The 22681-nt window shown below is 58.2% G+C and carries 21 protein-coding genes; 13 read left to right on the top strand and 8 right to left on the bottom strand.

The features are described from left to right. Positions 1–367: 367 nt before the first annotated feature. Positions 368–1759, top strand: a complete 1392-nt coding sequence (locus AC5S3R_RS12965; protein ID WP_494267462.1) for a M20/M25/M40 family metallo-hydrolase — start codon at positions 368–370, stop codon at positions 1757–1759. Between the two features lie 114 nt (positions 1760–1873). Here the strand turns inward: AC5S3R_RS12965 and AC5S3R_RS12960 are convergent, their stop codons facing one another. The 3 genes from AC5S3R_RS12960 to AC5S3R_RS12950 form a co-directional block, all read right to left on the bottom strand. Continuing rightward, positions 1874–2224 (bottom strand): hypothetical protein, encoded by a 351-nt coding sequence (locus AC5S3R_RS12960; protein WP_494267461.1) that lies wholly within the window; start codon positions 2222–2224, stop codon positions 1874–1876. A gap of 157 nt (positions 2225–2381) precedes the next feature. Next, entirely contained in the window at positions 2382–3143 is a 762-nt protein-coding gene (locus tag AC5S3R_RS12955) for an ROK family protein (RefSeq protein WP_494267460.1), read from the bottom strand. Between the two features lie 42 nt (positions 3144–3185). Further along, entirely contained in the window at positions 3186–3998 is an 813-nt protein-coding gene (locus tag AC5S3R_RS12950) for a class I SAM-dependent methyltransferase (protein ID WP_494267459.1), read from the bottom strand. An 86-nt stretch (positions 3999–4084) separates the two neighbouring features. On the opposite strand from AC5S3R_RS12950, the gene priA reads away from it, so the two are divergent. After that, positions 4085–6583 (top strand): replication restart helicase PriA, encoded by a 2499-nt coding sequence (gene priA / locus AC5S3R_RS12945; protein WP_494267458.1) that lies wholly within the window; start codon positions 4085–4087, stop codon positions 6581–6583. A gap of 68 nt (positions 6584–6651) precedes the next feature. Here the strand turns inward: priA and AC5S3R_RS12940 are convergent, their stop codons facing one another. Continuing rightward, entirely contained in the window at positions 6652–6927 is a 276-nt protein-coding gene (locus AC5S3R_RS12940; protein WP_494267457.1) for an HU family DNA-binding protein, read from the bottom strand. Positions 6928–7042: 115 nt separating this feature from the next. Beyond that, positions 7043–7375 (bottom strand): DMT family protein, encoded by a 333-nt coding sequence (locus tag AC5S3R_RS12935; protein ID WP_494267456.1) that lies wholly within the window; start codon positions 7373–7375, stop codon positions 7043–7045. Between the two features lie 178 nt (positions 7376–7553). On the opposite strand from AC5S3R_RS12935, the gene dcd reads away from it, so the two are divergent. The 10 genes from dcd (at position 7554) to AC5S3R_RS12885 (ending at position 16568) form a co-directional block, all read left to right on the top strand. Beyond that, a complete protein-coding gene (gene dcd, locus AC5S3R_RS12930; protein ID WP_494267455.1) occupies positions 7554–8108 on the top strand; it encodes a dCTP deaminase in 555 nt (184 codons plus the stop codon). Positions 8109–8224: 116 nt separating this feature from the next. After that, a complete protein-coding gene (locus AC5S3R_RS12925) occupies positions 8225–8938 on the top strand; it encodes a LuxR C-terminal-related transcriptional regulator (protein ID WP_494267454.1) in 714 nt (237 codons plus the stop codon). Positions 8939–9394: 456 nt separating this feature from the next. Beyond that, a complete protein-coding gene (locus AC5S3R_RS12920; protein ID WP_494267453.1) occupies positions 9395–10099 on the top strand; it encodes a lipid-binding SYLF domain-containing protein in 705 nt (234 codons plus the stop codon). A gap of 109 nt (positions 10100–10208) precedes the next feature. Further along, a complete protein-coding gene (locus AC5S3R_RS12915) occupies positions 10209–11108 on the top strand; it encodes a lysophospholipid acyltransferase family protein (RefSeq protein WP_494267452.1) in 900 nt (299 codons plus the stop codon). Between the two features lie 9 nt (positions 11109–11117). Beyond that, positions 11118–12128, top strand: coding sequence for a UDP-3-O-(3-hydroxymyristoyl)glucosamine N-acyltransferase (lpxD, locus tag AC5S3R_RS12910; protein ID WP_494267451.1), 1011 nt, complete (start codon positions 11118–11120; stop codon positions 12126–12128). 94 nt (positions 12129–12222) lie between these two features. Further along, entirely contained in the window at positions 12223–12483 is a 261-nt protein-coding gene (locus AC5S3R_RS12905; protein WP_494267450.1) for a hypothetical protein, read from the top strand. A 151-nt stretch (positions 12484–12634) separates the two neighbouring features. Next, a complete protein-coding gene (locus AC5S3R_RS12900) occupies positions 12635–13366 on the top strand; it encodes a TetR/AcrR family transcriptional regulator (protein WP_494267449.1) in 732 nt (243 codons plus the stop codon). A 3-nt stretch (positions 13367–13369) separates the two neighbouring features. Next, positions 13370–14437: an HlyD family secretion protein gene (locus AC5S3R_RS12895; RefSeq protein WP_494267448.1), complete on the top strand. Its 1068-nt coding sequence runs from the start codon at positions 13370–13372 to the stop codon at positions 14435–14437. Then, complete coding sequence (locus AC5S3R_RS12890) at positions 14434–15453, top strand: ATP-binding cassette domain-containing protein (RefSeq protein WP_494267447.1); 1020 nt, start codon at positions 14434–14436, stop codon at positions 15451–15453. The genes AC5S3R_RS12895 and AC5S3R_RS12890 overlap by 4 nt, the downstream gene beginning before the upstream one ends. Positions 15454–15455: 2 nt before the next feature. Further along, positions 15456–16568 carry an ABC transporter permease gene (locus tag AC5S3R_RS12885; protein ID WP_494267446.1) on the top strand — a complete coding sequence of 371 codons (1113 nt, stop codon included), beginning with the start codon at positions 15456–15458 and terminating at the stop codon, positions 16566–16568. Between the two features lie 162 nt (positions 16569–16730). On the opposite strand, the gene bshB1 is transcribed toward AC5S3R_RS12885, so the two are convergent. Both bshB1 and AC5S3R_RS12875 read right to left on the bottom strand, forming a co-directional pair. Then, a complete protein-coding gene (gene bshB1 / locus AC5S3R_RS12880; protein ID WP_494267445.1) occupies positions 16731–17441 on the bottom strand; it encodes a bacillithiol biosynthesis deacetylase BshB1 in 711 nt (236 codons plus the stop codon). 158 nt (positions 17442–17599) lie between these two features. Next, positions 17600–19156, bottom strand: coding sequence for a YncE family protein (locus AC5S3R_RS12875; RefSeq protein WP_494267444.1), 1557 nt, complete (start codon positions 19154–19156; stop codon positions 17600–17602). 233 nt (positions 19157–19389) lie between these two features. Here AC5S3R_RS12875 and AC5S3R_RS12870 point away from each other — a divergent pair, with 233 nt between their 5' ends. Beyond that, positions 19390–21270, top strand: coding sequence for a bifunctional homocysteine S-methyltransferase/methylenetetrahydrofolate reductase (locus tag AC5S3R_RS12870; RefSeq protein ID WP_494267443.1), 1881 nt, complete (start codon positions 19390–19392; stop codon positions 21268–21270). Here the strand turns inward: AC5S3R_RS12870 and AC5S3R_RS12865 are convergent. Further along, entirely contained in the window at positions 21260–22672 is a 1413-nt protein-coding gene (locus tag AC5S3R_RS12865; RefSeq protein WP_494267442.1) for a Gfo/Idh/MocA family protein, read from the bottom strand. The two genes, AC5S3R_RS12870 and AC5S3R_RS12865, sit on opposite strands and share 11 nt — an antisense overlap. Between the last annotated feature and the right edge of the window lie 9 nt (positions 22673–22681).

Genomic DNA, 22681 nt, shown 5'->3' with positions numbered 1-22681 from the left:
GAACAACTAAAATTATAGTCGTTGCGGACATTTCTGTCCGTTTCGCAACGCCGTCCTTTAGATAGACGCATTTCCCACCCATTCGGTCGAAAAAACAGGGGACAGGGGTGGGATGCAGTTCCACAAATTCTGGGTGCCTATGTCCTTGCTCTTGAGAGCATGAGATATACAGCCTGTTACAGATTTTGCTCTTTATAGCTTTTCCGTCTTGTATAGCGTTTCGTTCTTTATCTAAAACCCCTGTACCCTGCACCCCATACCCTGTACCCTGTTTCTCATGACCTTCCGAACCTGCGCCCTTACCGCTGCGCTTGGCTCCGTGTGCCTTGTTGCCTCTGCTCAAGCTCCCCAGCAGCAACCGGCAAGCATGACCGATCGCCTCAACGCCTTCCTCGGCACCGGCGGCAAATCCGCATGGACAGACCAGCAGATAGCCACCATGGAAAAGCTCCGCGACGCCGCCATGAAGAACCCCTACGCCTATACCGAGCTCCACCACCTCACCGACAACATCGGCCCCCGCCTCAGCGGTTCCCCACAGGCGCAGCAGGCCGTGGAGTGGGTAGCGGCAGAAATGCGCGCCCTCGGCGCAGAAGTCACGCTGGAAAAAGCCATGGTTCCCCACTGGGTTCGCGGAGCTGAGACAGGCCAGCTTGTCTCCTGGGCGGGAATGGCCCCCGGAACCACGCAGAAAGTCGTCCTCACTGCCCTCGGCGGCTCCGTCGCCACCCCGGTTGAAGGGATCACCGCGGAAGTTGTAGTAGTGGATAACTTCGCCCAGCTCAAGGCCCTCCCCGCAGGCGCAGTCAAGGGCAAAATTCTCCTCTTCAACCACAAGTTCGATAAGGAACTAGCCGCGGTCGGCAATGGAGAAATGGCCTACGGCAACGCCGTCCTCTATCGCGGTGCTGGCCCTTCCGCCGCGGCAGCCGCAGGTGCAGTTGCCGTCCTCGTCCGCTCCGTTGGCGGAGCAGATTACCGCATCCCCCACACCGGCATGACCGATTACGCCCCCGGCGTGCCGAGAATTCCTGCTGCGGCTGTGACTGCGGAGGATGCTGACACGCTCAAGTACCTCGCCAGCCAGGGGCCGGCAAAAATGCACCTCACTCTCACCCCGCAAACCCTCCCTGACGCGCAAAGCTACAATGTCATCGCCGACTGGAAGGGAACTGAGCACCCCGAACAGGTCGTTATTGTTTCTGGCCACCTTGACTCGTGGGACCTCGGCACCGGAGCCATCGACGACGGTGCAGGAATTGCTGTTGCTATGCAGGCCATTCATCTTCTGCACGATCTCAACATCCATCCCAAGCGCACTGTGCGCTTTGTGGCGTGGATGGCGGAAGAAGAAGGCTCACAAGGCGAAGCCGCCTACGTGCCCGACCACAAGTCGGAGTTCGCCAACCACATTGGAGCTATCGAAGCCGACCTTGGGGCGGACCATCCCTCGGGCCTTGTCTACGCGGGCAAGCCTGCACTTGCGCAGTATCTGCGCCCTGTAGCGAATGTTCTGGAGCCGATTGGCGCAAACGTTTTACAAAGTGCGCCGGAAGCCGGCTCGGACATCGGCAGCCTGGGGGAAGCGGGTGTGCCGACCTTTGCGCCTATCCAGGATAGCCGCTTCTACTTCAACTACCATCACACTCCGGCAGACACCTTTGACAAGGTGGACTTCAAGCACCTGAACGAAAACGCTGCTGTGATGACGGTTTATGCGTATGCGCTGGCGGATGCTACGGAGGCTGCGCCGAGATAGAAAGACAGGGAGTAGGTGACAGTTTGCTATAGCCTTTATTGTCACCTGTAACCCTCCCCCTCTCTCACCACGTGGTTTCCATCTGCACTCCGTAAGTCATTCCCTTTGTGCCGGTCAGGTAGGCATTGCCCGCAACCAGTCCGCGGAAGCCGCCGAAGCCACAGCGGAACGGGCCTTGGCTGCTGTATCCGGCGCAACTCCCGGCAATGCAGGTGCGCTTACCGCAGGCTGCTCAGGAGTGGGAGCGTCACTGCGCGCCTCCAGCACGGTCAGCCGTAGTTCCAGTTCGCCAATCCGGTTCGCGTAGTCCTTCTTCAGTTGCTCAAGCTCGCCGCGAATCTCCGCAGCCTCCTGCACTTGATTCGGTGGGTGGCTGGATGGCTGATTTTGCGCGCTGGCAGGGAAAACAGCAGTGCTGAACAGGGCAATCCACAGCACAAGGGACTTTTGCCGCATCGGGGACATGCCGCACCTCCGCTTCCGCTGCAGCATAAATTTCGCAAGCCGCAGCCGCACGCGGCAGAGCCGGGTGTGCGCCTCAATGAGCAACAAAAGGGCGGAATCCGCACAGCAGATTCCGCCCCTTGTTCTGACCCCTGATCTCTGAAACCTGATCCCTATTCTATTTACTCAGCGTGTCATCCTTCCAAAGCATTACGCCACCAAGCAAACCCTCTTCATTCGAGACAATCGACACATTCTTCGGCAGCTCAAACTCAATCTTCTTCGTGTTGCCGCCGCCAATGTAGAGATGGTCCCAGTTAAAGGTGTGCAGTGTCTGCTCAATCACTTCCTGCACGCGTTTGTTCCACTTCTCTTTGCCGTACTTGTCGAGCCCGCGCCGTCCAACGTAGTCCTCGTAGGTGTGGTTCCGCCACGGATGATGTCCAAGCTCAAGCCCGGGGCAAAGCCGTCCGTTGGTGTAAAGAGAAGAGCCCAATCCCGTGCCCAGCGTAAGGACCATCTCCACGCCCTTGCCTTTGATGGCGCCGTAGCCCTGAACGGCTGCGTCGTTGGCCACACGCGCCGGCTTCTTCCAGAGCTTTTCAAGCTCTGCCTGCAGAGGGAATTCCTTCCACTCCGGGTGCAAATTCACCGCTGTGAACACCACGCCGCGCTTAATCACACCTGGAAAACCGGCAGAGACGCGGTCAAAGCCCGGCAGCGCCTTTGCAAGCTGCTCCAGGTCTGCAAGCACAGCCTTGGGCGTTGGCTCTTCCGGAGTAGGAATCCGCTGCCTGTCACTGATGGCATTGCCCACGGCATCCAGCAGCATGGCTTTCAGGCCTGAGCCGCCAATATCAAATGCCAGCGTAATGGGCTTTTTGGGCTTCGCGGTTTTCGTCGGTTTCGGGGAAGTGGGAGATGTGGTCGCGGCACTCATTAGCAACAAATTGTACCTGCGCGCGCGAGCTTCTGTACAAGGTCAAACTGCCTTTTCGGCTATCTGTAACAAAGTCACATACTCCTTGAGCGCTACGCAGCCAAACTCGTCGTTAATCACGCTGCGCAACTGGCTAAACAGCCGTTCCCGCACATCCGCAGCCATCACGCGGTGGTCAGAGTGCGTATCGAGCATCTGCACATACTCCTCCGCACTCAACTTGCTGCTCCAGTGGTAAACCTTGGTTTGCGCATGTGAGAAAACCCCGGATGCCTCCCATTCCTTCGCATCCGTTGCTTCAATATCCTCAATGCGCGGCAGCGAGTTTTGCGTGAGCTGCGGAAGGAGTTCCGCGTTGGCTTGTGCATGGATGGGCTGTGTGGCTGCGTTGAATTGCCCACTTGCTTCGCCCTGCACGTGGAAATTGCGGATGGTGGCAACATGCCCGCCTGCCGCAAGCCGCTCCGCAATACGCGGCACACGCGTAGCCGGATTCAGCCAGTGGTAGGCACTGGCTGAAAAGACGAGCTCGTAGAGCCCCGAGCCTTGCCACGTATCGAAATCCGCCACCGCAATGGCCACATCAGGAAACTCCGCCAGCTTTGCCCGCGCTACAGCGGCCATCTGCGCGCCCAACTCAATGCCGTCAATGTGCAATCCGCGTTGCGCCAGCGGAAGCGTGGCATGGCCTGTGCCTGAGCCAATCTCCAGCACCCGCGAGCCGGCTTTCAGCCCAACCAGCCGTACTAAATCGTCAAAGACCACTTCCGGATATCCCGGACGGGCCGCGTCATAAAGCGCCGCAACCTCGTCAAAACTCTCCCGCCGTTTCTCCCGCTGTTTTTCTACCGACATACTGCCAACTATGCCACACGCATTTTGATTTTCCTCCGTCGCTAGCCTTTTGCCCCTCATCACTCGATACACTGTTTCTTGCCCCCATGCCCGTTTATTGCGAAGTCGCACTCCCCGTTCCGATTGACCGCACCTTTACTTACGCGCTGCGTGATGGGCAGAATCCTGTGCGCGGCTCCCGCGTCATCGCTCCCTTTCGCAATGAAAAACTTGTCGGCATTGTGCTGAGCACAGGCGGGGAACCGGCGGCTGATTACGAAGTCCGCGCCATCGAAGCTGTTCTTGATGAAGACGAGCCGATTCTCGACGAAGGACTGCTTTCACTGGCAGAGTGGATGGCCGGTTATTATCTCGCACCTGTCGGAGAGGTGCTGCGCGGGATGCTGCCGCTGGTAGCGGAGGTGCGTCGCACCGTCTACTACCGCATTACGGATTTAGGCCGCGACATTCTCGCAAAGCTTGCAGACGGCGAACCAAACCTTCTGCATTCCGCCGCGAAAAAGGCGAAGGCTCCGCGTATTGGACAAGGGGAAACAGACGCGGCAGATTTGCAGCACCGCGTTCTGCATCGCCTTGCCGACGGAGAAGCCATCAAGCTCTCCACGCTGCGCACTTCGACAGGTATCTCGCAGCCTGCGCTTGCCGCCATGCTGCGCAAGAAGTGGATCGCTCGCGAAACGAGCGCAGTCGAGCGCGACGCACGCCGCCTGGAGCGCTTCGCAGTGCTGATTCCAGAGGCGCGATTGCCTTCGCTGACCGAGAAGCAGCAGGCGATTCTTGCCGAGCTTGCGGCGTGCGATGGTGAGATTCCTCTAGCCGTGCTGCGTGCCAAGGACCTGCCGCATTCCACGCTGCAAACGCTTGTACGCCGAGGCCTGGTGCGCATTGAGGAGCGGCCAATGGCCTTTCGTCTCGGCGGCATTGAGCGCTCCGCCGCGCCGGTGCGGTTGAATGAACCGCAAACTGAGGCTCTGGCGTCGATTGCCTCTGCGCTCGGCACGTTCAAGCCATTTCTGCTGCATGGCGTTACCGGATCCGGCAAAACTGCGGTTTATATGGCCGCGATGCAGAGGGCGCTTGATCGTGGGCAGTCCGCAATCCTGTTGGTGCCGGAGATTGGGCTTACGCCGCAGATGGCGGGCATTCTCGATGCTGCTTTCGGGCGAAAGGTGGCGCTGTTGCACTCCGCGCTTACGCCGGAAGAACGCAGCGAGCAGTGGAGGCGTATTCGCAGCGGCGATGCGCCAGTAGTTGTAGGCACGCGCTCCGCAATCTTTGCGCCTGCGCCGAATCTTGGGCTCATTCTCGTGGATGAGGAGCACGACCAGAGCTATAAGCAGGAGGAGACTCCTCGCTACAACGCTCGCGATGTAGCCGTGATGCGTGCGCACAATACAGGCGCGGTGGTGGTGCTGGGGTCGGCGACGCCTTCGCTGGAAACATGGCAGAATGCCGTGGCAGGGAAGTACACGCGCATTGCGATGAGCGAGCGCGTGAACCAGCGTCCGCTGCCTGCTGTTGAACTCATCGACATGCGCAATGAGTTCAAGGAAGCGGGGCGTGAAAATCTTTTTTCCCGTGCGTTGATTGAGCAAACGCAGGCTGCGCTAGATCGTGGCGAGCAGGCGATGATTCTCCTGAACCGCCGTGGCTATTCCTTTGCTGTAATGTGCCGGTCATGCGGCACGAAGCTGGAGTGCATCAACTGCGCGATTGCGCTCACGCATCACAAGCCGCACAACGGTGACGACCTCGCCCGTGAAGGCCAGCGGCTGGAATGCCATTATTGCGGCTATCGGCGCACTGTTCCGGCGCGGTGTCCGCAGTGCGATTCCGAGCACCTCTACTACCTGGGCGCAGGCTCCCAGCAGGGCGAAGAGCGGCTGGCGGAGATATTTCCCACGGCGCGCATTGGGCGCATGGATCGCGATACTGTGCGGGGTAGGCATGACCTGGAGCGGCTGCTGGCACGCCTGCATTCCGGCGAAATCAACCTGCTTGTCGGCACGCAGATGATTGCGAAGGGGCATGACATTCACGGCGTGACGCTGGTTGGGGTGGTGGGCTGCGACCACTCCCTTTCTATGCCGGACTTCCGCGCCGCCGAGCGTGTCTTTCAGTTGATGACGCAGGTTTCAGGCCGCGCCGGACGCGGCGATTTGCCGGGGCGCGTCGTGGTGCAGACGTACTATCCCGACCACTACGCGGTTCTTGCGGCCAGCACGCATGATTACATGAGCTTCGTTGAGAAAGAACTGAAGTACCGCCGCTGGATGCACTACCCGCCGTTCGGCGTGCTGGCCAACGTGCTGATTCAGTCGCAGAAGCTAGAAGAGGCTGCCGGATGGTCCGCAATTTTAGGCAAGTGGTTTGAGCAGGCAAAGCCGGAAGGCGTGCGTGTCCTTGGCCCCTGCACAGCGCCCATCGCCCGTATTAAAGGCACCTACCGCTTTCACCTGATATTGAAAGCCGCTTCGCGCAAAGCCCTCAATGCAGCGCTTCGCAGCATGCTGGCGCATGCCGAAGCCGCAAATGTTCCGCGCAGAAATGTGACCGTGGATGTGGATGCGCAGCGCCTGATGTGATCGAAGGGCGAGTGACGAAATCTACTCGGGAGATTGTCCCTCGTGCTTCGTCCCTCGCCCTTCAAAGATTACTCTGACTTGAGCTCGTGCAAGTCCTTGCCGGGCTTGAAACGGACAGCCTTGCCGGGGGCAATGGTCACTTCCGTGCCGGTGCGGGGGTTGCGGCCGATGCCGGTTTTGCGCGCGCGCACGCTGAAGACGCCAAAGCCGCGCAGTTCGATGCGGTCGCCCGCTGCCAGAGCCTCTTTGAGTCCTTCAAAGACCGTGTCCACGGCCGCCTCAGCCTTGGTGCGCGGCAGTCCCGTGCGCTCAATCACATGATGTACGATGTCCTGCTTAATCAAGGTAGACCTCTCGTGCTGCCGGTATGAACGCCCTACGTCACAGATGCTACAGGTTTTGTGGGATTTAGGGAATGGGGCAAATTTCCCTGTGCGGTGCAAAATCCTTCAAAACCCCTTACAGCTTACCCCAAAAAGCAAAAGCAACTGCAGCCAGAATGCATAGAAATGACAGGGCGTAGTTCCACTTCAGTCCTTCGCCAAAGTAAAGCCACGCAAAAATGATGAATACGGTCAGGGTGATGACTTCCTGAATGATCTTGAGCTGGAAGGCGGTGAACTGACCGTAGCCGAAGCGGTTGGCGGGAACCTGGAAGCAGTACTCGAAGAGCGCGATGCCCCAGCTTGCCAGAATCGCCACAAAAAGCGGCGAGTTGCGGAACTTCAGGTGGCCGTACCAGGCGAAGGTCATGAAGACGTTGGAGCAAAGGAGGAGAAGGATGGTTCTCATAGTTGCAACAGTAACCGAAAACTGCTGCTTTGATGGATGCCATACTGCTCAGAATTTCCACCCTGATTTGCACAATTGTCACACCCCGGCCAACTCTCGTAACATTGGCCTCAACCAGTCCAGACTGGGTTCAGGCAGTGGAGCAATTCCACGGCAAAAGTGAACATACAGGAGAAGCATGTCCATCAAGAGCGACCGTTGGATTCGGGAACAGGCAATCAACCACAAAATGATTGAACCCTTCAGCGAAAAGCAGGTTCGCGAGGGAGTTATCTCCTACGGGCTCTCGTCTTATGGATATGACCTGCGCGTTTCCGACGAGTTCAAGATTTTCACCAACGTCAACTCGGCCATCATTGACCCCAAGGCCTTTGACGAGCGCTCGTTTGTCTCCGTGCAGGCGGATTCCGTCATCGTTCCGCCGAACTCCTTTGCGCTGGCGCGGTCCATTGAGTACTTCCGCATTCCCCGCGACGTGCTCACGATCTGCGTCGGCAAGTCCACCTATGCGCGCTGCGGCATCATCGTGAACGTCACGCCGTTTGAGCCCGAATGGGAAGGCTTTGTGACCCTCGAGATTTCCAATACCACGCCGCTGCCGGCCCGGGTCTACGCCAATGAAGGTCTCTGCCAGATTCTCTTCTTCCAGGGTGACGAGCCTTGCGAAGTGAGCTATGCGGACCGCAAGGGCAAGTACCAGAAGCAGCAGGGAATTGTTTTGCCCAAGCTGTAGTTCGCTCTCCCGGTGGGACGCAGCTTCCCCTTGTACTTTTTTCGCGTGCTCGTTTGGCAGGACGCGTAATTGCTGTTGCACTCTGTTCGATTTTTTTGCCTGAGTGGGAGTAACGAATGTCCAGATCCGGCCAGGCGCCTAAAGCGTCCGGAAATGCTGCAGCATCCCTCGAACCGGTTCGTATCGGCATTGTCGCCGGGGAGCCGATTCGCGTGGAGGGTCTGCGTTCTATTTTTGACCAGCCTGCCACGCCGGGTCGGCCTCCGCTAGTGCCAATGGTCGGCAGCCTCTCGGAGCTGCTGGCCAACAAGCAGTTGGAGTATCTTGTTGTCGATCTGAACTCCTCAGACGGTGGTCTGGAAACCCTGCAGTCCGTACGCCGCGCGCGCCCTTCCATCAAGCAGATCGTTATTGGGCCCAGTAACGATGATGAGCTTATTCTTGACTCAATTGTTGCCGGAGCACGCGGTTATCTTGATTCGTCAGCAAGCCCGGAAACCGTCCGTGCGGCCATTGATGTGGTTGTCAGCGGCTCTATCTGGGCGCCGCGCCCGCTGCTTTCCCGCCTGATCGACCGGCTCCTCGGTATCCCCCGCAGCATGGTGCAAACCTCGTCCATGCGCCTCACCGACCGTGAGCGCCAGGTACTGGAACTGATTCTGCTCGCCCGTTCTAACCGGGAAATTGCCCGCCAGCTTGGCATTGAGGAGCGCACGGTCAAGGCACATGTGGGCCGCCTGATGAAGAAAACCGGCTCCGAAAACCGCATCGAGCTCTCTATGCGGGCTCTGAACCGTTCGCTTGTTTCCAGTAAATCCAACGCAGACTAAAGATTAGCGGCAGGCGTCCTGTCTCAAATAGCGCCAAATCGCTATTACCCACGAGTAAACAGGGTGGTTACTAAAATCCATTGTCCTTCCGTACTCTTGTCGCTTTCTTAGAGCGACCTCAGACTGTGTACAGAAACAACGCAGATCTGGGGAAAGGCGTTCCCTGACCGCATGTTTACATGTAGCCACGGAACGCCTCTTTTTTATTCTTTTTCAGCTCGTAAGGGCGTCCCATTCCTGCCGATTACCCTCCTTTGCCATCAAAAAATCCTGTTAACTCAACAAGTTCCTTTCCCGCTGCGGTGCGTGGAATGCGATAGCCTCGTTTTGGAGAGGTCTGGTGACGCCATTTGCGCGCGCCCACCAATCCGGCTTTCGCCCGTCTCAAGAAAGAATTGCCGCCCGGCGAAGCATAGAATCCGGCGCGGCGGATAAATAGAAAGGAATTACCCCAGAATGATGAAAAAGCTGATTCGCACCGTCGGCCTGTGTGCCGCTCTCAGCCTTGCCGCCAGCACCAGCTTTGCCGCCGCCTCACACCAGGATGTCCAGGACCGCGTGGACTCCGCCAAAACGGTGCTGGAGCAGATTATGAACGCTGGCGACAACAGCATTCCGCTGAACATTCTCAAGCAGGCCACCTGCGTGGGTGTCGTTCCCGGCATGATTAAGGGCGCATTTATCTTTGGCGGGCAGTACGGGCAGGGCGTTGTGACCTGCCGTACGGGCCATGGATGGTCCGCGCCGGTCTTTATCCGCCTTGCCGGTGGAAGCTGGGGCCTGCAGATTGGCGGCCAGGCTACGGACCTTGTGCTGATTGCCGTGAATGACAACGGCTTTCAAGACCTGCTCAAGAGCAAGTTCAAGATTGGAGCGAATGCCTCTGCGGCGGCTGGCCCGATTGGTCGCAGCACGGAGGCTTCCACGGACTGGAAGCTTACTTCCGAACTGCTGACCTATTCCCGCTCGAAGGGACTCTTTGCTGGTATCGACCTCGACGGTACTTCGATAAGCCAGAACACGGACGACACCACCACGTATTACAACGGCCAGGAGCAAAGCTTCTCGTCCATCCTGAAGGGCAACGTCGCTGTGCCGCAGGGAGCAATTCCGTTTGTCCAGTCTGTTGCGCACTATTTTGTAGAAGCAAAGAAGCAGTAGAAAAACAGGTGACAGGTTACAGAGAAGGCGCGGCGTATGCCGCGCCCTTGCTTTTGCTGCACACTGTAACCTGTAGCCTGTCACCTATTACACTTGTCCTTTAGCTCACATGAAGCAAAGGTTTGAATATTGGCTGGTTATCGGCGTAGCGAGCACCCTGGGATGGCTCCCGCGCCCCATTGCCCGCGCAGCCGTCCGTCTTCTCACGGCTACGGCTTATCTGGTTCTTGGACGCCTCCGCAAAACCGGCCAGCGCAACCTGGAGCTGGCGCTCCCCGGTCTTCCGAAGACTGAGCGCGACGAGATACTGCGTAAGCTGTTCCGTAATCTTGGCTGGCAGATGGTCGAGTTCTGCCGCATGCCTCGCTACACCCGGCAAAATACGCAGGGCTGGTTGCGCACGGACGGGCTTGAGCATTTTCTGGCCGCTGAGGCGCGCGGTAAAGGTGTTCTTGTTCTAACCGGGCACCTTGGCGCGTGGGAGCTGTCGAGCTTTTACCACTCGCTCATGGGGCATCCCATGGGCATGGTGATTCGCCGTCTCGACAACACGCTTCTTGATGCTTATGTGAATCGCATCCGCATGCTGCATGGCAACCGCGTTCTGCATAAGGACGATTTTGCACGCGGGCTGCTGAAAACCATGCACGAAGGCGGCACTGTGGGCATCCTCATGGACACAAACATGACTCCGCCGCAGGGGATTTTTGCAGAGTTTTTTGGCGTGACGGCGTGCACGGCATCAGGCTTGGCCCGCGTAGCGCTCAAGACGGACGCCGCCATTCTGCCCGGCTTTTGTGTCTGGGAGCCAGCGGAGCAACAGTACGTCCTGCGCTTTGGCCCGGAGCTGCATTTCACGAAGACAGGCGACACTGAAGCCGATATCCTTGCCGCGACGCAACAGTGCAATGATGTTCTTGAGTCATGGATTCGCCGCTATCCTGACCAGTGGCTCTGGATTCACCGTCGCTGGAAGACGCGTCCCGCGGGCGAGCCCGCTATCTACTGAAGGAGAACGATGAAGCTCGGCGAATTAGTGGAACAACTCGGCGGTGCACTTCCCAACGGCGGCGAGGACGTTGCTATTGAAGCGGTCAGCACGCCGTTTCGAGCCACGGCAACTGACTTGGTTTTCGCCGAAGACAACACTAGCGCCGCCATTGCGCTTGCGAGTGCTGCCGCAGCCGTTGTTCTGCGTCCGGGTGCTTATCTTTCCGACAAGCCCATCATCGAAACGCCGAATCCGCGCCTCTGGTTTGCAAGGGCCGCGCAGCTTCTCAGATCTGCGCCCACAGCATCAGGTGTGCATCCTGCGGCTGTTGTTGCCGCAACGGCAAAGTTAGCCGCCAATGTCACCATCGGAGCTGGCGCGGTTGTCGAAGAGAATGCCAGCATTGGCGAAGGTACACGCATTGACGCCGGCGCGGTTATTGGGGCTGGTGTTGAGATAGGCGCGAACTGCCACATCTATCCCCGCGCTGTTCTTTACGGTGGAACAACTCTCGGCAATCGTGTCGTGGTTCATGCTGGAGTCGTCCTCGGCGCTGACGGCTTTGGCTATGTGCGCGATCACGCCACCGGCACATATACGCAATTCCCGCAGCAGGGGACGCTGGTGCTGGAAGACGACGTAGAAATCGGGGCCAACTCCACCATCGACCGCGGAGCGCTTGCGGAAACCCGTATCCGCCGCGGCACGAAGATTGACAACCTAGTCCACATTGGCCACAACTGCGAGATCGGAGAGGATGTCATCATTGTCGCGTTGACCGGCATCTCCGGCTCCAGTTCCGTGGGCAAGGGTGCCGTCCTTGCCGGGCAGGTGGGGATTGGCGACCATGCGCATGTCGGTCCTGGCGTCATTCTCGGCGGACAGGCCGGAGTTCTCAGCGGAAAAACTGTGACCAATGAGGGGCTCAAGCCGGGCACCGTGCTTTGGGGAACCCCCGCGCGTCCCCTGATGCAAGTTCTTCGGGAACAGGCTACACTTGCGCGCCTGGCTAGGCGACGTCTGAAAGAGCGTGAATAGCCTCCCGCCTGTAGCAATTTGCTTCACTTTTTACACAGAAAGATTAAAGACACTGCCGCCCTCCGTCGATACGACCAACAGGAGGCAGTTTTCCATGGACATTATCCCTATCCAGAGCCTTCCAGCCGTAGGCCTGACCGCAGCAGCGGCTTCCCGCGCAGAGCTCGCAACTGCACGCTCGATTGAGTTCCATCCGCAGGAACAGGACGCCACTTACACACCCAGCAATGAGAACGAAGAAGAGCAGGAGGGTGGGCAGCATCGCAGGCCGAAGGGGCACGAGGCGGGCCCCCAGTTGCAGTTGGAAGTATTTCCGGACGAGCTAAACCAGAGCACAATCAGCCTTTTTGCCTGATTTGTGTGTCTGATCGGTCTGTTTTCGCTCTTGTAACGGGTTTGGTCAGCCCTCTGCAGGGAGGATTGCAGCAATTTTTTCTTATAAAAAATGACAAACCTGCTTGCATTCTGGTTTTGACGGCGGTAATTTACTAACCAGTTAGTTAATTATGATCATCCAATCCAATACCGCCCTCTCCGAACGTTCCGCCGAAACACGCGCCCGCATTCTCGACGCCGCGCTACGTGAATTCGCCGCCTATGGCCTTGCCGGGGCGCGCACGGAGCGCATTGCCGAAGCCGCCGGAGTGAACAAGGCGCTGCTCTACTACTACTTTGAGGGCAAGGAGAAGCTCTACATCGCCGCGCTGGAAGCCATCGCCATTCGCATCCGGGACTCCAGCCTGGCGATTCTTCACCGGGAGGCCAGCCCCGGCGAGTTGATGCTGCGCATGGCGCTGAACCACTTTGACCGCATCTGGAGCCAGCCTGAGTTTCAAAAGCTCATGCAGCAGGAGATGATGCGCGTTCGCGAAGGGCAACCCGGCCACATCTCCGTTCTTGCGGATATGGCTTTCAAGCCGATGCTTGGCATCTACGAGGCGCAGGTGCGGCAAGGCATCGCCAGTGGTGAGTTGATTGATGTCGATTGGATGCAGATGCTGCTTTCCGGGCTCGGTGCGAACGTTTTTTACTTCCTCAGCTCTACCATCTGGCGGATGGTTGTGGACGAGGATTTGCTTACCATCGACGCCATCAGCCGCAGGCGCAAGCTGCTTCTTGAGTTTCTTGGGCAGGCGATTTTTCAGGATCGCAGGCACGGAGCCGAACTGGCAGCGCGTGTCTTTGCCGATACACCTATGCCGGTTGCAACACCGAACCAGTTCTGTTCAGGGAGGTAATGCGTGAGTGCGCGCAATCGTGTCTTCATGATTCTTGGGATTCTTCTTGTGGGGTCGCTGATCTGGTATTTCTCTACGGCCCGTACGAACGGCGACCTGCATCTCATCGGCACGGTGGATGCGAATGAAGTTCTTGTCAGTGCAAAAATTCCTGGCCGTATTCAAACGCTCACGGTGCAGGAGGGGCAGGATGTGAAAGCCGGTGATCTGATTGCCGTCATCGAGAGCGATGATCTGGCCGCTGCACGCAGTGCCGCTGTGGCTACCGTTACCAGCCAGCAGCAAAAGCTGAATGAGACGGTAGAGACTGAGCGGCAGACACGCGGTGAGGTGACCAGCGCCACGGTGAACTCCGAAGCGCAGCTACGCTCTGCACAGGCAGCGCTTGCGCAGGCGCAGGCAAACCTGCTGAAGCAGCAAGCCGACACGCCGCGCACGGTCGCACTTGCAAAGCAGGGAATTGTGAGCACGCAGTCGAGTGATGAGGCTGTTGCAGCGCTGGCTGCGGATGAGGCTGCGGTAGATGCTGCGAAGCAGAATATTGCTGCTGCGGAAGCTTCCTTGCGGCAGGCGCGCGCGCATGAGATTTCGGCTGCGGCAGCGCAGAAGACGGTTGCCTCTACGCGTGCGCAGGTTGCGAATGCGCAGGCGCTCGCCAACCAGGCAGATGTAGAGCTTGGATATGCGAAGGTTTTTGCGCCGGTGACGGGCAAGGTGAACGTGTGGGCAGCGCGGCAGGGCGAGGTTGTGGCTGCGGGCACGGCCATTGTCACCATCATGGACCTTACGCAGACATGGGTATATGCTCCGCTGCCTGAGACGCAGGCAGATGCGGTACAGCTTGGCGACTCGCTTAAGGTGGATCTTCCCAGTGGAGCGAGCGTGCAGGGAAAAGTGATTGCGAAGTCTGCTGAGGCTGATTTTGCTACGCAGCGCGATATCAACGGTGGGCGCAAGCGCGACATTCGCACGGTTCGTATCAAGCTGCTTATCGACAATCCAGGGGAAAAGTTTGTTCCAGGCATGACTGCGGATGTGTACATACCCAAAGCCAAGCTGGTGAAGCAATGACTGAGCCGCACATACAAAACGGCGTGCCGCCCGTTGCAATTCAGGTGGAAAAAATCGTCAAGCGTTATGGCGATTTTGAAGCCGTGAAGGGAATTGATTTTGAAGTCGCGAACGGCGAGATATTCGGTTTGCTTGGGCCGAATGGCGCGGGTAAGAGCACGTTGATTCGCATGATGACCACGCTCATTCCTGTTACCGCGGGCCGCGCGATGGTTGCGGGGCATGACGTGAGCAAGGAGCCGAATGCGGTGCGCCGCGTGATTGGCGTGATTCCGCAAGCACTGACCAGCGATCAGGACCTTACTGTCGAAGAGAACCTGAGCATTTATGCAAAACTCTACTCCGTGCCGCGCGCCGAGCGTGAAAAGAATATCGCGGAAGTGCTGGAAGCAGTGGACCTGACAAAGTGGCGCAAGGCGGAGACGAAGACACTCTCTGGTGGTATGCGGCGGCGGCTTGAGATTGCGCGTGGGCTTGTGCATAATCCGCGCATTTTCTTTCTTGATGAGCCGACGACGGGGCTTGATCCTGTGAGCCGCATTGCTGTGTGGGAGATGCTGAACAACCTGAAGAAGACGCGCAACCTTACCATGCTGCTCACCACGCACTACATGGAAGAGGCAGACCGCTTGTGCGACCGCATTGCGATTGTGGATCACGGCACGCTGGTTGCGCTAGGCACGCCGGTTGAGTTGAAGCAATCGGTTCCTGGCTCGGATGTGGTGGAGGTGCGCTTCAATCGTGAGGACGAGCACTGGAAGGAGCGGCTCAGTGCGTTTCCCAACGTGACTGAGGTGCAATCGCAATCGGCGGGTGTCTACCGCATTCTTACCAGCAACGGATCGCAGACTACGACGCAGCTTGTTGAGATGGCGTCCTCACTCGGAGAGCAGTTAACGAGCCTCAGCGTGCAGAACACTTCGTTGGATGATGTGTTTGTCCACTACACCGGGCGGCAGCTTCGTGACGAGCAGGTGAAGGCTGTCTTTCGCATGCCAACCAAAGGAGGCATGTAGCTATGAATCGCTTTCTCGCAATTATTGAGCGCGAAATGCGCAAGTTCTTCCGCTCGCCTGTGCTGATGATTATGTCGATGATGCTGCCGCTGGTGCAGCTTGTCATCCTTGGCAATGCATTTGGCGGCAAGATCAAAGGCGCACGCGTGGCTGTTGTAGATTATGACCGCGGCCCGCAGGCAGTAAAGGTACGCGAGGCCTTTGATTCGGTTGCGGTCAACATTGCTACCTTCACTACGATTCCTTACGATGACGAAACCCTTGCGCGTGAGGATGTGCGGCAGGGCAAGATTGATGCGGCCGTCATTATTCCTGCGCAGTTTTCACGGCGCGTCTATGCGAGTGATGCGCCGCGCCTTGGGCTTGTCGTTGATAACTCCGATCAGTTCATGAGCAGCAGCATCGAATCAGAGATGCAATCGCTTGTGGATGCGCTGAATCAGCCTGTGATTCAGGATCGTGTCGTGAAGCAGATCGCGCTAGAGATTGTTGAGCTGTATCCCTATGTCGAGTACATGAAGTACCTGCTGTCCGGCTCGATTTCCCTCGCCATGTACATCTCGGTGATGATCGGCGGCGGCATGTTATATATCGACGACAAGGCTCGCGGTGTGCATGAGGGCTATCTTGTTACGCCTATCAGCAAGCTTGAGCTTGTGATGGGACTCAACATTGCCGGAGCTATCAAGGCTGTGCTCAGCGGCATCTCGCTGACTGTGATTGGATCGCTCATGGCTGGCCTCGGAGTTATCTTTCCCCCTGTCGCGTTGCTCAATCTATTCCTGTTGATTCTCGGCACGTCCATTGCATTTAACGGCATGATGTTCCTGATGATGGTTCGTGTAGATGATCCACTAGTGCCGCGTGCAATGTTCGGCGTGCTCAACACGTTGCTCTTCTTTCCGTCAGGCGCTATCTATCCCATTGCGGCGTTTCCGCCATGGCTGCGTGCCATCGCGATTGTGGACCCGTTCACGTATGCGATTCATGGCTTCAAATCCATCCTTCTGAAAGATGGTGGCTTTGTTTCCATTCAGACAGACCTGCTCTTCTTGTTTGTTTTTGGAATTGGCACGCTGCTGATTGCTACGCCGCTGTTTAAGCGAACGCTATAAGTTTCCGGGGCCCTAAGCCCACTCCGGAAAGCAAACGAGGCGATCCGTTCCTTGTGGGAGGATGGATCGCCTCGCTGCATCTTGCAAGTTAAGAATAACTCCTGGTAAAGCAGAACACTGCAGTCGTTACCGACATACCGGGCTAAAAGCTAGAAGCTGCTCTTAAATCGACTGCACTGGCAGTAGCGTTAAATCATCCACCAGCCCGACTTCCTTCTGCACGAACGGTTCGCCATACTTTACGCCTGCCAGCAGACCATAGTGCCGAGCCTCGGCAAATGTGCGCTCGCGGATTTCTTCTTCTGCTACAAACAGTCCGCCACCTGTTGCCTGGTTTGCGTACTGCGAGTGATAGGCCATCAGAGACGAGTGGCGTTGCTCGATGAACGGTGTAATGTCCACAATGAAACTAGGGCGAACATCCGCATACAAGCTTGCATAGACGATTTTGAACGGACGATGCGGAGCAGTGCCTGTATCAATCTTTGCAAGGCCCGACAGGAAGCATGCTTCATATCCCAGCGAGGCAACGATTGCGTGGTCGGGATGCCGCGCCTGCCAGTAGGGAAGAATCACAACACGCGGACGCACTTCGCGTAGCACGCGCACAATCTTCAGGCGGTTTTCGAGTGTGTTGGTAATTGCGCCGTCCGGCAGGTCGAGCGCCTGGCGCCAGCGCACGCCGAGAATCTTCGCCGCATCGGCAGCTTCGCGAGCACGATCTTCTGCAGTGCCGCGTGTTCCGGCTTCACCCTGCGTCAGGTCCAGAATCGCCGTGCGCAACCCACGCGAGGCAGCCCGCAGCAGCGTGCCGCCGCAGGTCTGTTCTACATCATCGCGATGTGCCGCAATCGCCAGGATATCCGCAATCATAGAAACAGCCCTTAGCTACCAGCTTTTAGCTCTTAGCTTATTTTGCCAGAGCTCAGTTGAGGTTATTTTTCCCAAAGGAAAAGCTCTTAGCTTTTAAGCCAACGTTGCAATCTTCCACAACGAGCTAAAAGCTAAGAGCTAGTGGCTAAAAGCTGCTTTTAGTAAACCGTGTTGTTCGCGTCGCTGAGACCGTCCATGTAGGCCACGTCATAGGCGGTGCCCGTTACGGTTACATACTGGTTGTTCAGTTCGGTCAGGTCGCTGGTGGTGTAGATGTGAATCTGTCCGCCCAATGCGGCGTATACCTTGTGCAGGCTCGTGACAGCCGCAACGCCGGTGGCGTCGCCGAGGTACGGCAGAATCGATTTCACCGCGCCAGCCGAGGTGTCATAGACAGTCAGGCAGCCGTAAGAAAGGCCATTCGCATAGCGTGCGCCGTTGGTGCACTTGGTGGTAGCAATCCAGAGCGTGTTGTCATCGGCCTCAATCATGCGTGTCGGCCCGTTCGGAGTGCCGTCGCTGATGGAAGTCCGCGTGCCAGCCGTTGCGGTTGCACCGGAGCCCGGTGCGAGGTTCAGTACCGTCAGGCTGCCGGTATACAGCCCACTGGTTGAGCCTGTCCCTGCGCATTGCGGATTGCCACCTGCCAGGGAAGTGGCTGCCGTGCACTGGCCAATCACGTACATTGTGGTCGAGTCGATCAGAGCATTGCTTGCACCGCCGGGAACCGGCAGTGTGCATGCGCTCTGATTTGCTGCCGAACTGCAGTTCTTGGCCACTGCGGCTGTTGTCGGCAGCAGTCCCGAGCCCTGGTTCGGCACAAAAATCATTCCGCCCGTGGGCAGCAGGGAAACAGACGAAGCCGTTCCGCCGCACTCCGGTCCGCAGCTCAGCACATAAGCCGTTGAGCCATCATTAGAGAACAGCGCCTTTACCGGGCGGTCAAACGCAAGCGGAGCACCGTAGGGCGTTCCAGTCGCGTCTGTCTGGTCAGGGCTCTGTGCCTGGAAGAGGCACCATGTCGGATGGTTCTGTGGCTCACAGTCCACAGCGGCCTTCGGCCAGCTTGTCGGGCCGCCGGCGTAGTTCTGCGTCTGGGAGGAGTTCAGCTTCTTCGGGTAGTACACATAATTCGAGTTCTGCACGAAGACCATTGCCACCGAGCCGCCCGGATTGACGCTGACGCGATAGGCTCCCGGCAGGCTCAACTGCGTGGGGGTGCCGGTAGAGCTGACCGTCTTGTCGATAACAATGACGGATTGGCTGCTTTGGCTCACAGCAAAAACATAGCTTTGGCTGCGCGTAACAAAGATGCCCGACGAGCCAGAGGTCGGAACGCTGGACTGCGTGCCGCTCGTGCTCTCCTTCTGGTAGTTGATGTACGTGTAGGAGCCGTCGCCTGAGCCGTACACGGCGCCAAGCTGCTCTTCTGGCATGTTCTGAATCGTGCTTGGCAGCGCGCCGGAGAAGCCAGAGATGGAAAAGGTCTTCGACTGGCTGTTATAGGCGTAGCGCGTGTCGTAATAGGCGTCCAGAATCTGCAGCGCGCCCTTGCTGAGAGACGAGGGGTTCTGGATTGCCACCAGAACGCGGTTGGTCAGCCCACTGGGTGGTAGGGTACGGCCAGCAAAGTAATAGGTCTGTCCACATCCGGCCAGCACCACAGCCAGGCCAAGCGCCGCGGCGGCGCAGATCCAAAAACTGCTTTTCTTCAAAACTTTTTCCCTCGTTCCAAATCGTCCCGAACTCGACACAAAGAGCGCTTTTGCCTCTTGCCGACAGGCTTAAACATCCGTCAAACGGCTGGTTTCAGCACACGCCCTGATAATCCTTTTGACTCCCGAAGTATAACAAAGCAACCCATTGCTTTTCCGGGTCGCCGGGGAGCAGCGTGTCTGCATTTTCCGGGCATAGGTGGCGGCGCGCAAACTGCGTTAGCATGGAAGCAATGGCTTCCTTTGCCGACATCTTCGGTCTGCGCCCCGTCTTGGCTGACGGCGCCATGGGCACCGTCCTGAACAGCCGTGGCGTCCTTATCAGCCGCTGCTATGACGAGCTGAACCTGATCGACCCCTCGCTGATCCTCAATATTCACGAGGAGTACCTGCAGGCCGGCGCGGAAATTCTGGAGACCAACACCTTTGGAGCCAACCGCTTCCGCCTGGCCCGCCACGGTCTTGCCGGCAAGGTTGCGGAGATTAACGCGGCTGGTGTGCGGCTTGCGCGGGATGCCGCGAACAATCTTTTAGCCCGTAATGCAGGTGAGGCCCGCGTCTCCGGTACCATCGGCCCCCTCGGCGTCCGCCTCGAACCGCTTGGCAAAACCGGCCTTGACGAAGCCCGACTTGCGTTTATTGAGCAGATTCGCGCGCTGGCCGCTGCTGGTGCTGACATGCTGACCATCGAGACCATGCCCGCGCTGAACGAGGTCCGCGAGGCGCTGCTGGCCGCTCATGAGGCCGCGCCTGACCTGCCGGTTCTAGCCATGGTCACAGTGGACGACGAGAGCAATTGCCTCGACGGCTCCTCCGCCGCTCAAGCCGCCGCACTGATTACCGAGTGGGGCGCAAATGCCGTGGGCGTGAATTGCTCCACCGGCCCGGCCAGCGTGCTTACCGCCATTGAGGCCATGCGCGGCGCAACCACATTGCCCATTGCCGCCATGCCGAATGCCGGCTTGCCCCGCGCCATCGGCGACCGCAACATCTACCTCATTTCGCCGGAATATATGGCCAGCTTTGCGCGCAAGGTAATTGCCGCAGGCGCGCAAATTGTCGGCGGCTGCTGCGGAACCACGCCGCATCACATTCGCGCCATGCGTACGGCTGTTCGCGCGATTGAGTCGCAGGGGGTTGTCGCTCATGGCGAGGCTGTTGTGGAGGCCGTCCGCGAAACTCCGCCCGCGCCGCTGGCTGAGCGCTCCCGTGTAGGCGAGCTGCTTGCGCATGGAATTTTTGTCACCATGGCGGAGATTGTTCCTCCACGCGGCATCGACTGCTCGCATGAGATTGACGGTGCGCGTTCGCTGGCAAAAATCGGCGTCCATGCCATCAACGTGCCGGATGCGCCTTCCGCCGCCGCACGCCTCAGCGCGGAAAGCCTCTGCATCCAGATTCAGCAGCACACCACGATTGACACCGTGCTGCACTACACCTGCCGCGACCGCAATGCGCTGCGTATTCAGTCGGATTTGCTGGGTGCATCTTCCATTGGCCTGCGCAACGTGCTTTGCCTGACCGGTGACCCGCCGAAGCAGGGAACCTATACCGATGCGACTGCTGTTATCGAGGTGGATTCCATCGGACTGGTGAACATGGCTCGCAGGCTGAACCACGGCCTCGACCTTGGCTCCAATGCGATTGGCGCAAGCACCAATTTTGCCATCGGCGTTGCCGCCAATCCCGGCGCGCCCGACATCGAAAACGAGCTGCGCCGCTTCAAGTACAAGGTGGAAGCAGGCGCGGAGTACGTCATCACCAAGCCCGTCTTCGATCTTCGTTTGCTGGAAGACTTCCTCGCCAATATCGAGGGCTATCGCATTCCAGTAATCGCCGGCATCCTGCCGCTAATGAGCCTACGCAATGCGGAGTTCCTGAAGAACGACCTCCGCGTTTCCATGCCGGAAGAGATGATGCTGCGCATGGCCCAGGCCAACACGCCGGAGGCCGCCAGCAAAGAAGGCATCCTGATTGCCAAGGAGATGCTGGCAGCCGTTCGTCCGTATGTGCAGGGCGTGCAGGTCAGCGTTCCAGCAGGCAACTATGCTGCTGCCGCCGATGTGCTGACCGGAGCAACCGTCCCCGCGCAGCCCGCGGAAGCTATACGCTAAGTTTCCACGGCCCGCGATACTCCCGCGTTAACAGCGCACTTGCTTCGGGGTCGTTGAGAATCTGTTCCTTCTCTACGTCCCAGTGCAGCTTGCGGCCTACCAGCATGGAAATCAATCCGAGGTGTCCCGGAACCGCCGAGTGATGCGCCACTTGCGCAGGCGCAATGGTCGGCTTGCGCGACTTGATGCTGTCGAGGAAGTTCCTCTGGTGATGTGTTGACTCAATCAGCTTGATTTTGCGTTGCGATTCCGGCAGCGTGAGCGTCTTTACCCACTCGGGATTGGAAGCGTCAAAGCCGCTGCGGTCCACCCACACCCAGCCATCGGTGCCAATCCACTTTGTGCCTGAAGCGATTCCGCCCGAGCCGCCGGCAATCGTGAACTTTACATCGTTCGCATAGCCGGTGACTTCCTTGCGATAGAGGCATTCGATGTTGTACTTACCCGCCGTGTTCCAGATGGCGTTCGATGGCGGAAACTTGCCCCAGCCTTCAATCTCTGACGGTCCGGTGAGGTCGAATCCAAGCCCCCAGTGCGCGATGTCGCCGTGGTGCCCAATCCAGTCAAGCAACTGGCCGCCGCCGGTGTTGTAGTTCCAGCGCCAGTTCTGGTAAACGCGCACATCAATGTATGGCTCTTTTTTGGAAGGCCCGAGCCAGAAGTCGTAGTCAAAGTCCGTAGGCGGATCGGTTATGGCAAGGTCCCATTCCTTTGTTCCTGGCACAATCTGGTCGGGCGACGGCGGTTCTTCGCCAAGCGATGCGAGCCGCTTGTTGAACGCGGGCAGAGCATTTGGAAAGTCATGGTGACCGGAGGGCAAGCCGACCTCCACGCGGATTACGTTGCCGATGAGGCCGTTACGCACAATCTCAGCGGCGTGATGAAAGCTCTTTACGGAGCGCTGCCAGGAACCCGTCTGCCAGATTACGTTGTTCTTCTCCACGGCGCGCACAATCGCCTGCTGTTCGGCAATCGTCTTGGCCAGTGGCTTTTCGCCATAGATGTCCTTCTTCCGCTTGGCGGCTTCTGTCGCAATCAGCGCATGCCAGTGGTCGGGAATGGCGTACATGATGGCATCAATGTCGTCCCGCGCAATCATCTCGCGGAAGTCTTTATAGCCCTTGCAGTCTTTGTTGCCATAGTGCTCGTTGATGGTGTTCATGGCGAGCGCCAGCTTCTTCGGGTCAAGGTCGCAGGCGGCAACAACCTGGCAATCCGGCTGCCCCAGCAGCCCCAGCGTGTTGTTTGGCCCCTGCATGCCCCAGCCGACTACGCCGACCGTGATGCGCTCAGAAGGCGCAACGCGCGCTGCCCGCGCAAATGGCCCGGTCGCCATCACTGCCGCCGCCCCGGTTGTCCTAAGAAAGCTCCGCCGCGAAACCCCTGAAGAAAATCGATACATCTCACGCTC

It is taken from the genome of Occallatibacter sp. FHG110214_02, assembly GCF_059115385.1.
Note: the sequence above shows the minus strand (reverse complement) of the source record. Positions and strands in the feature narration are given on the sequence as shown.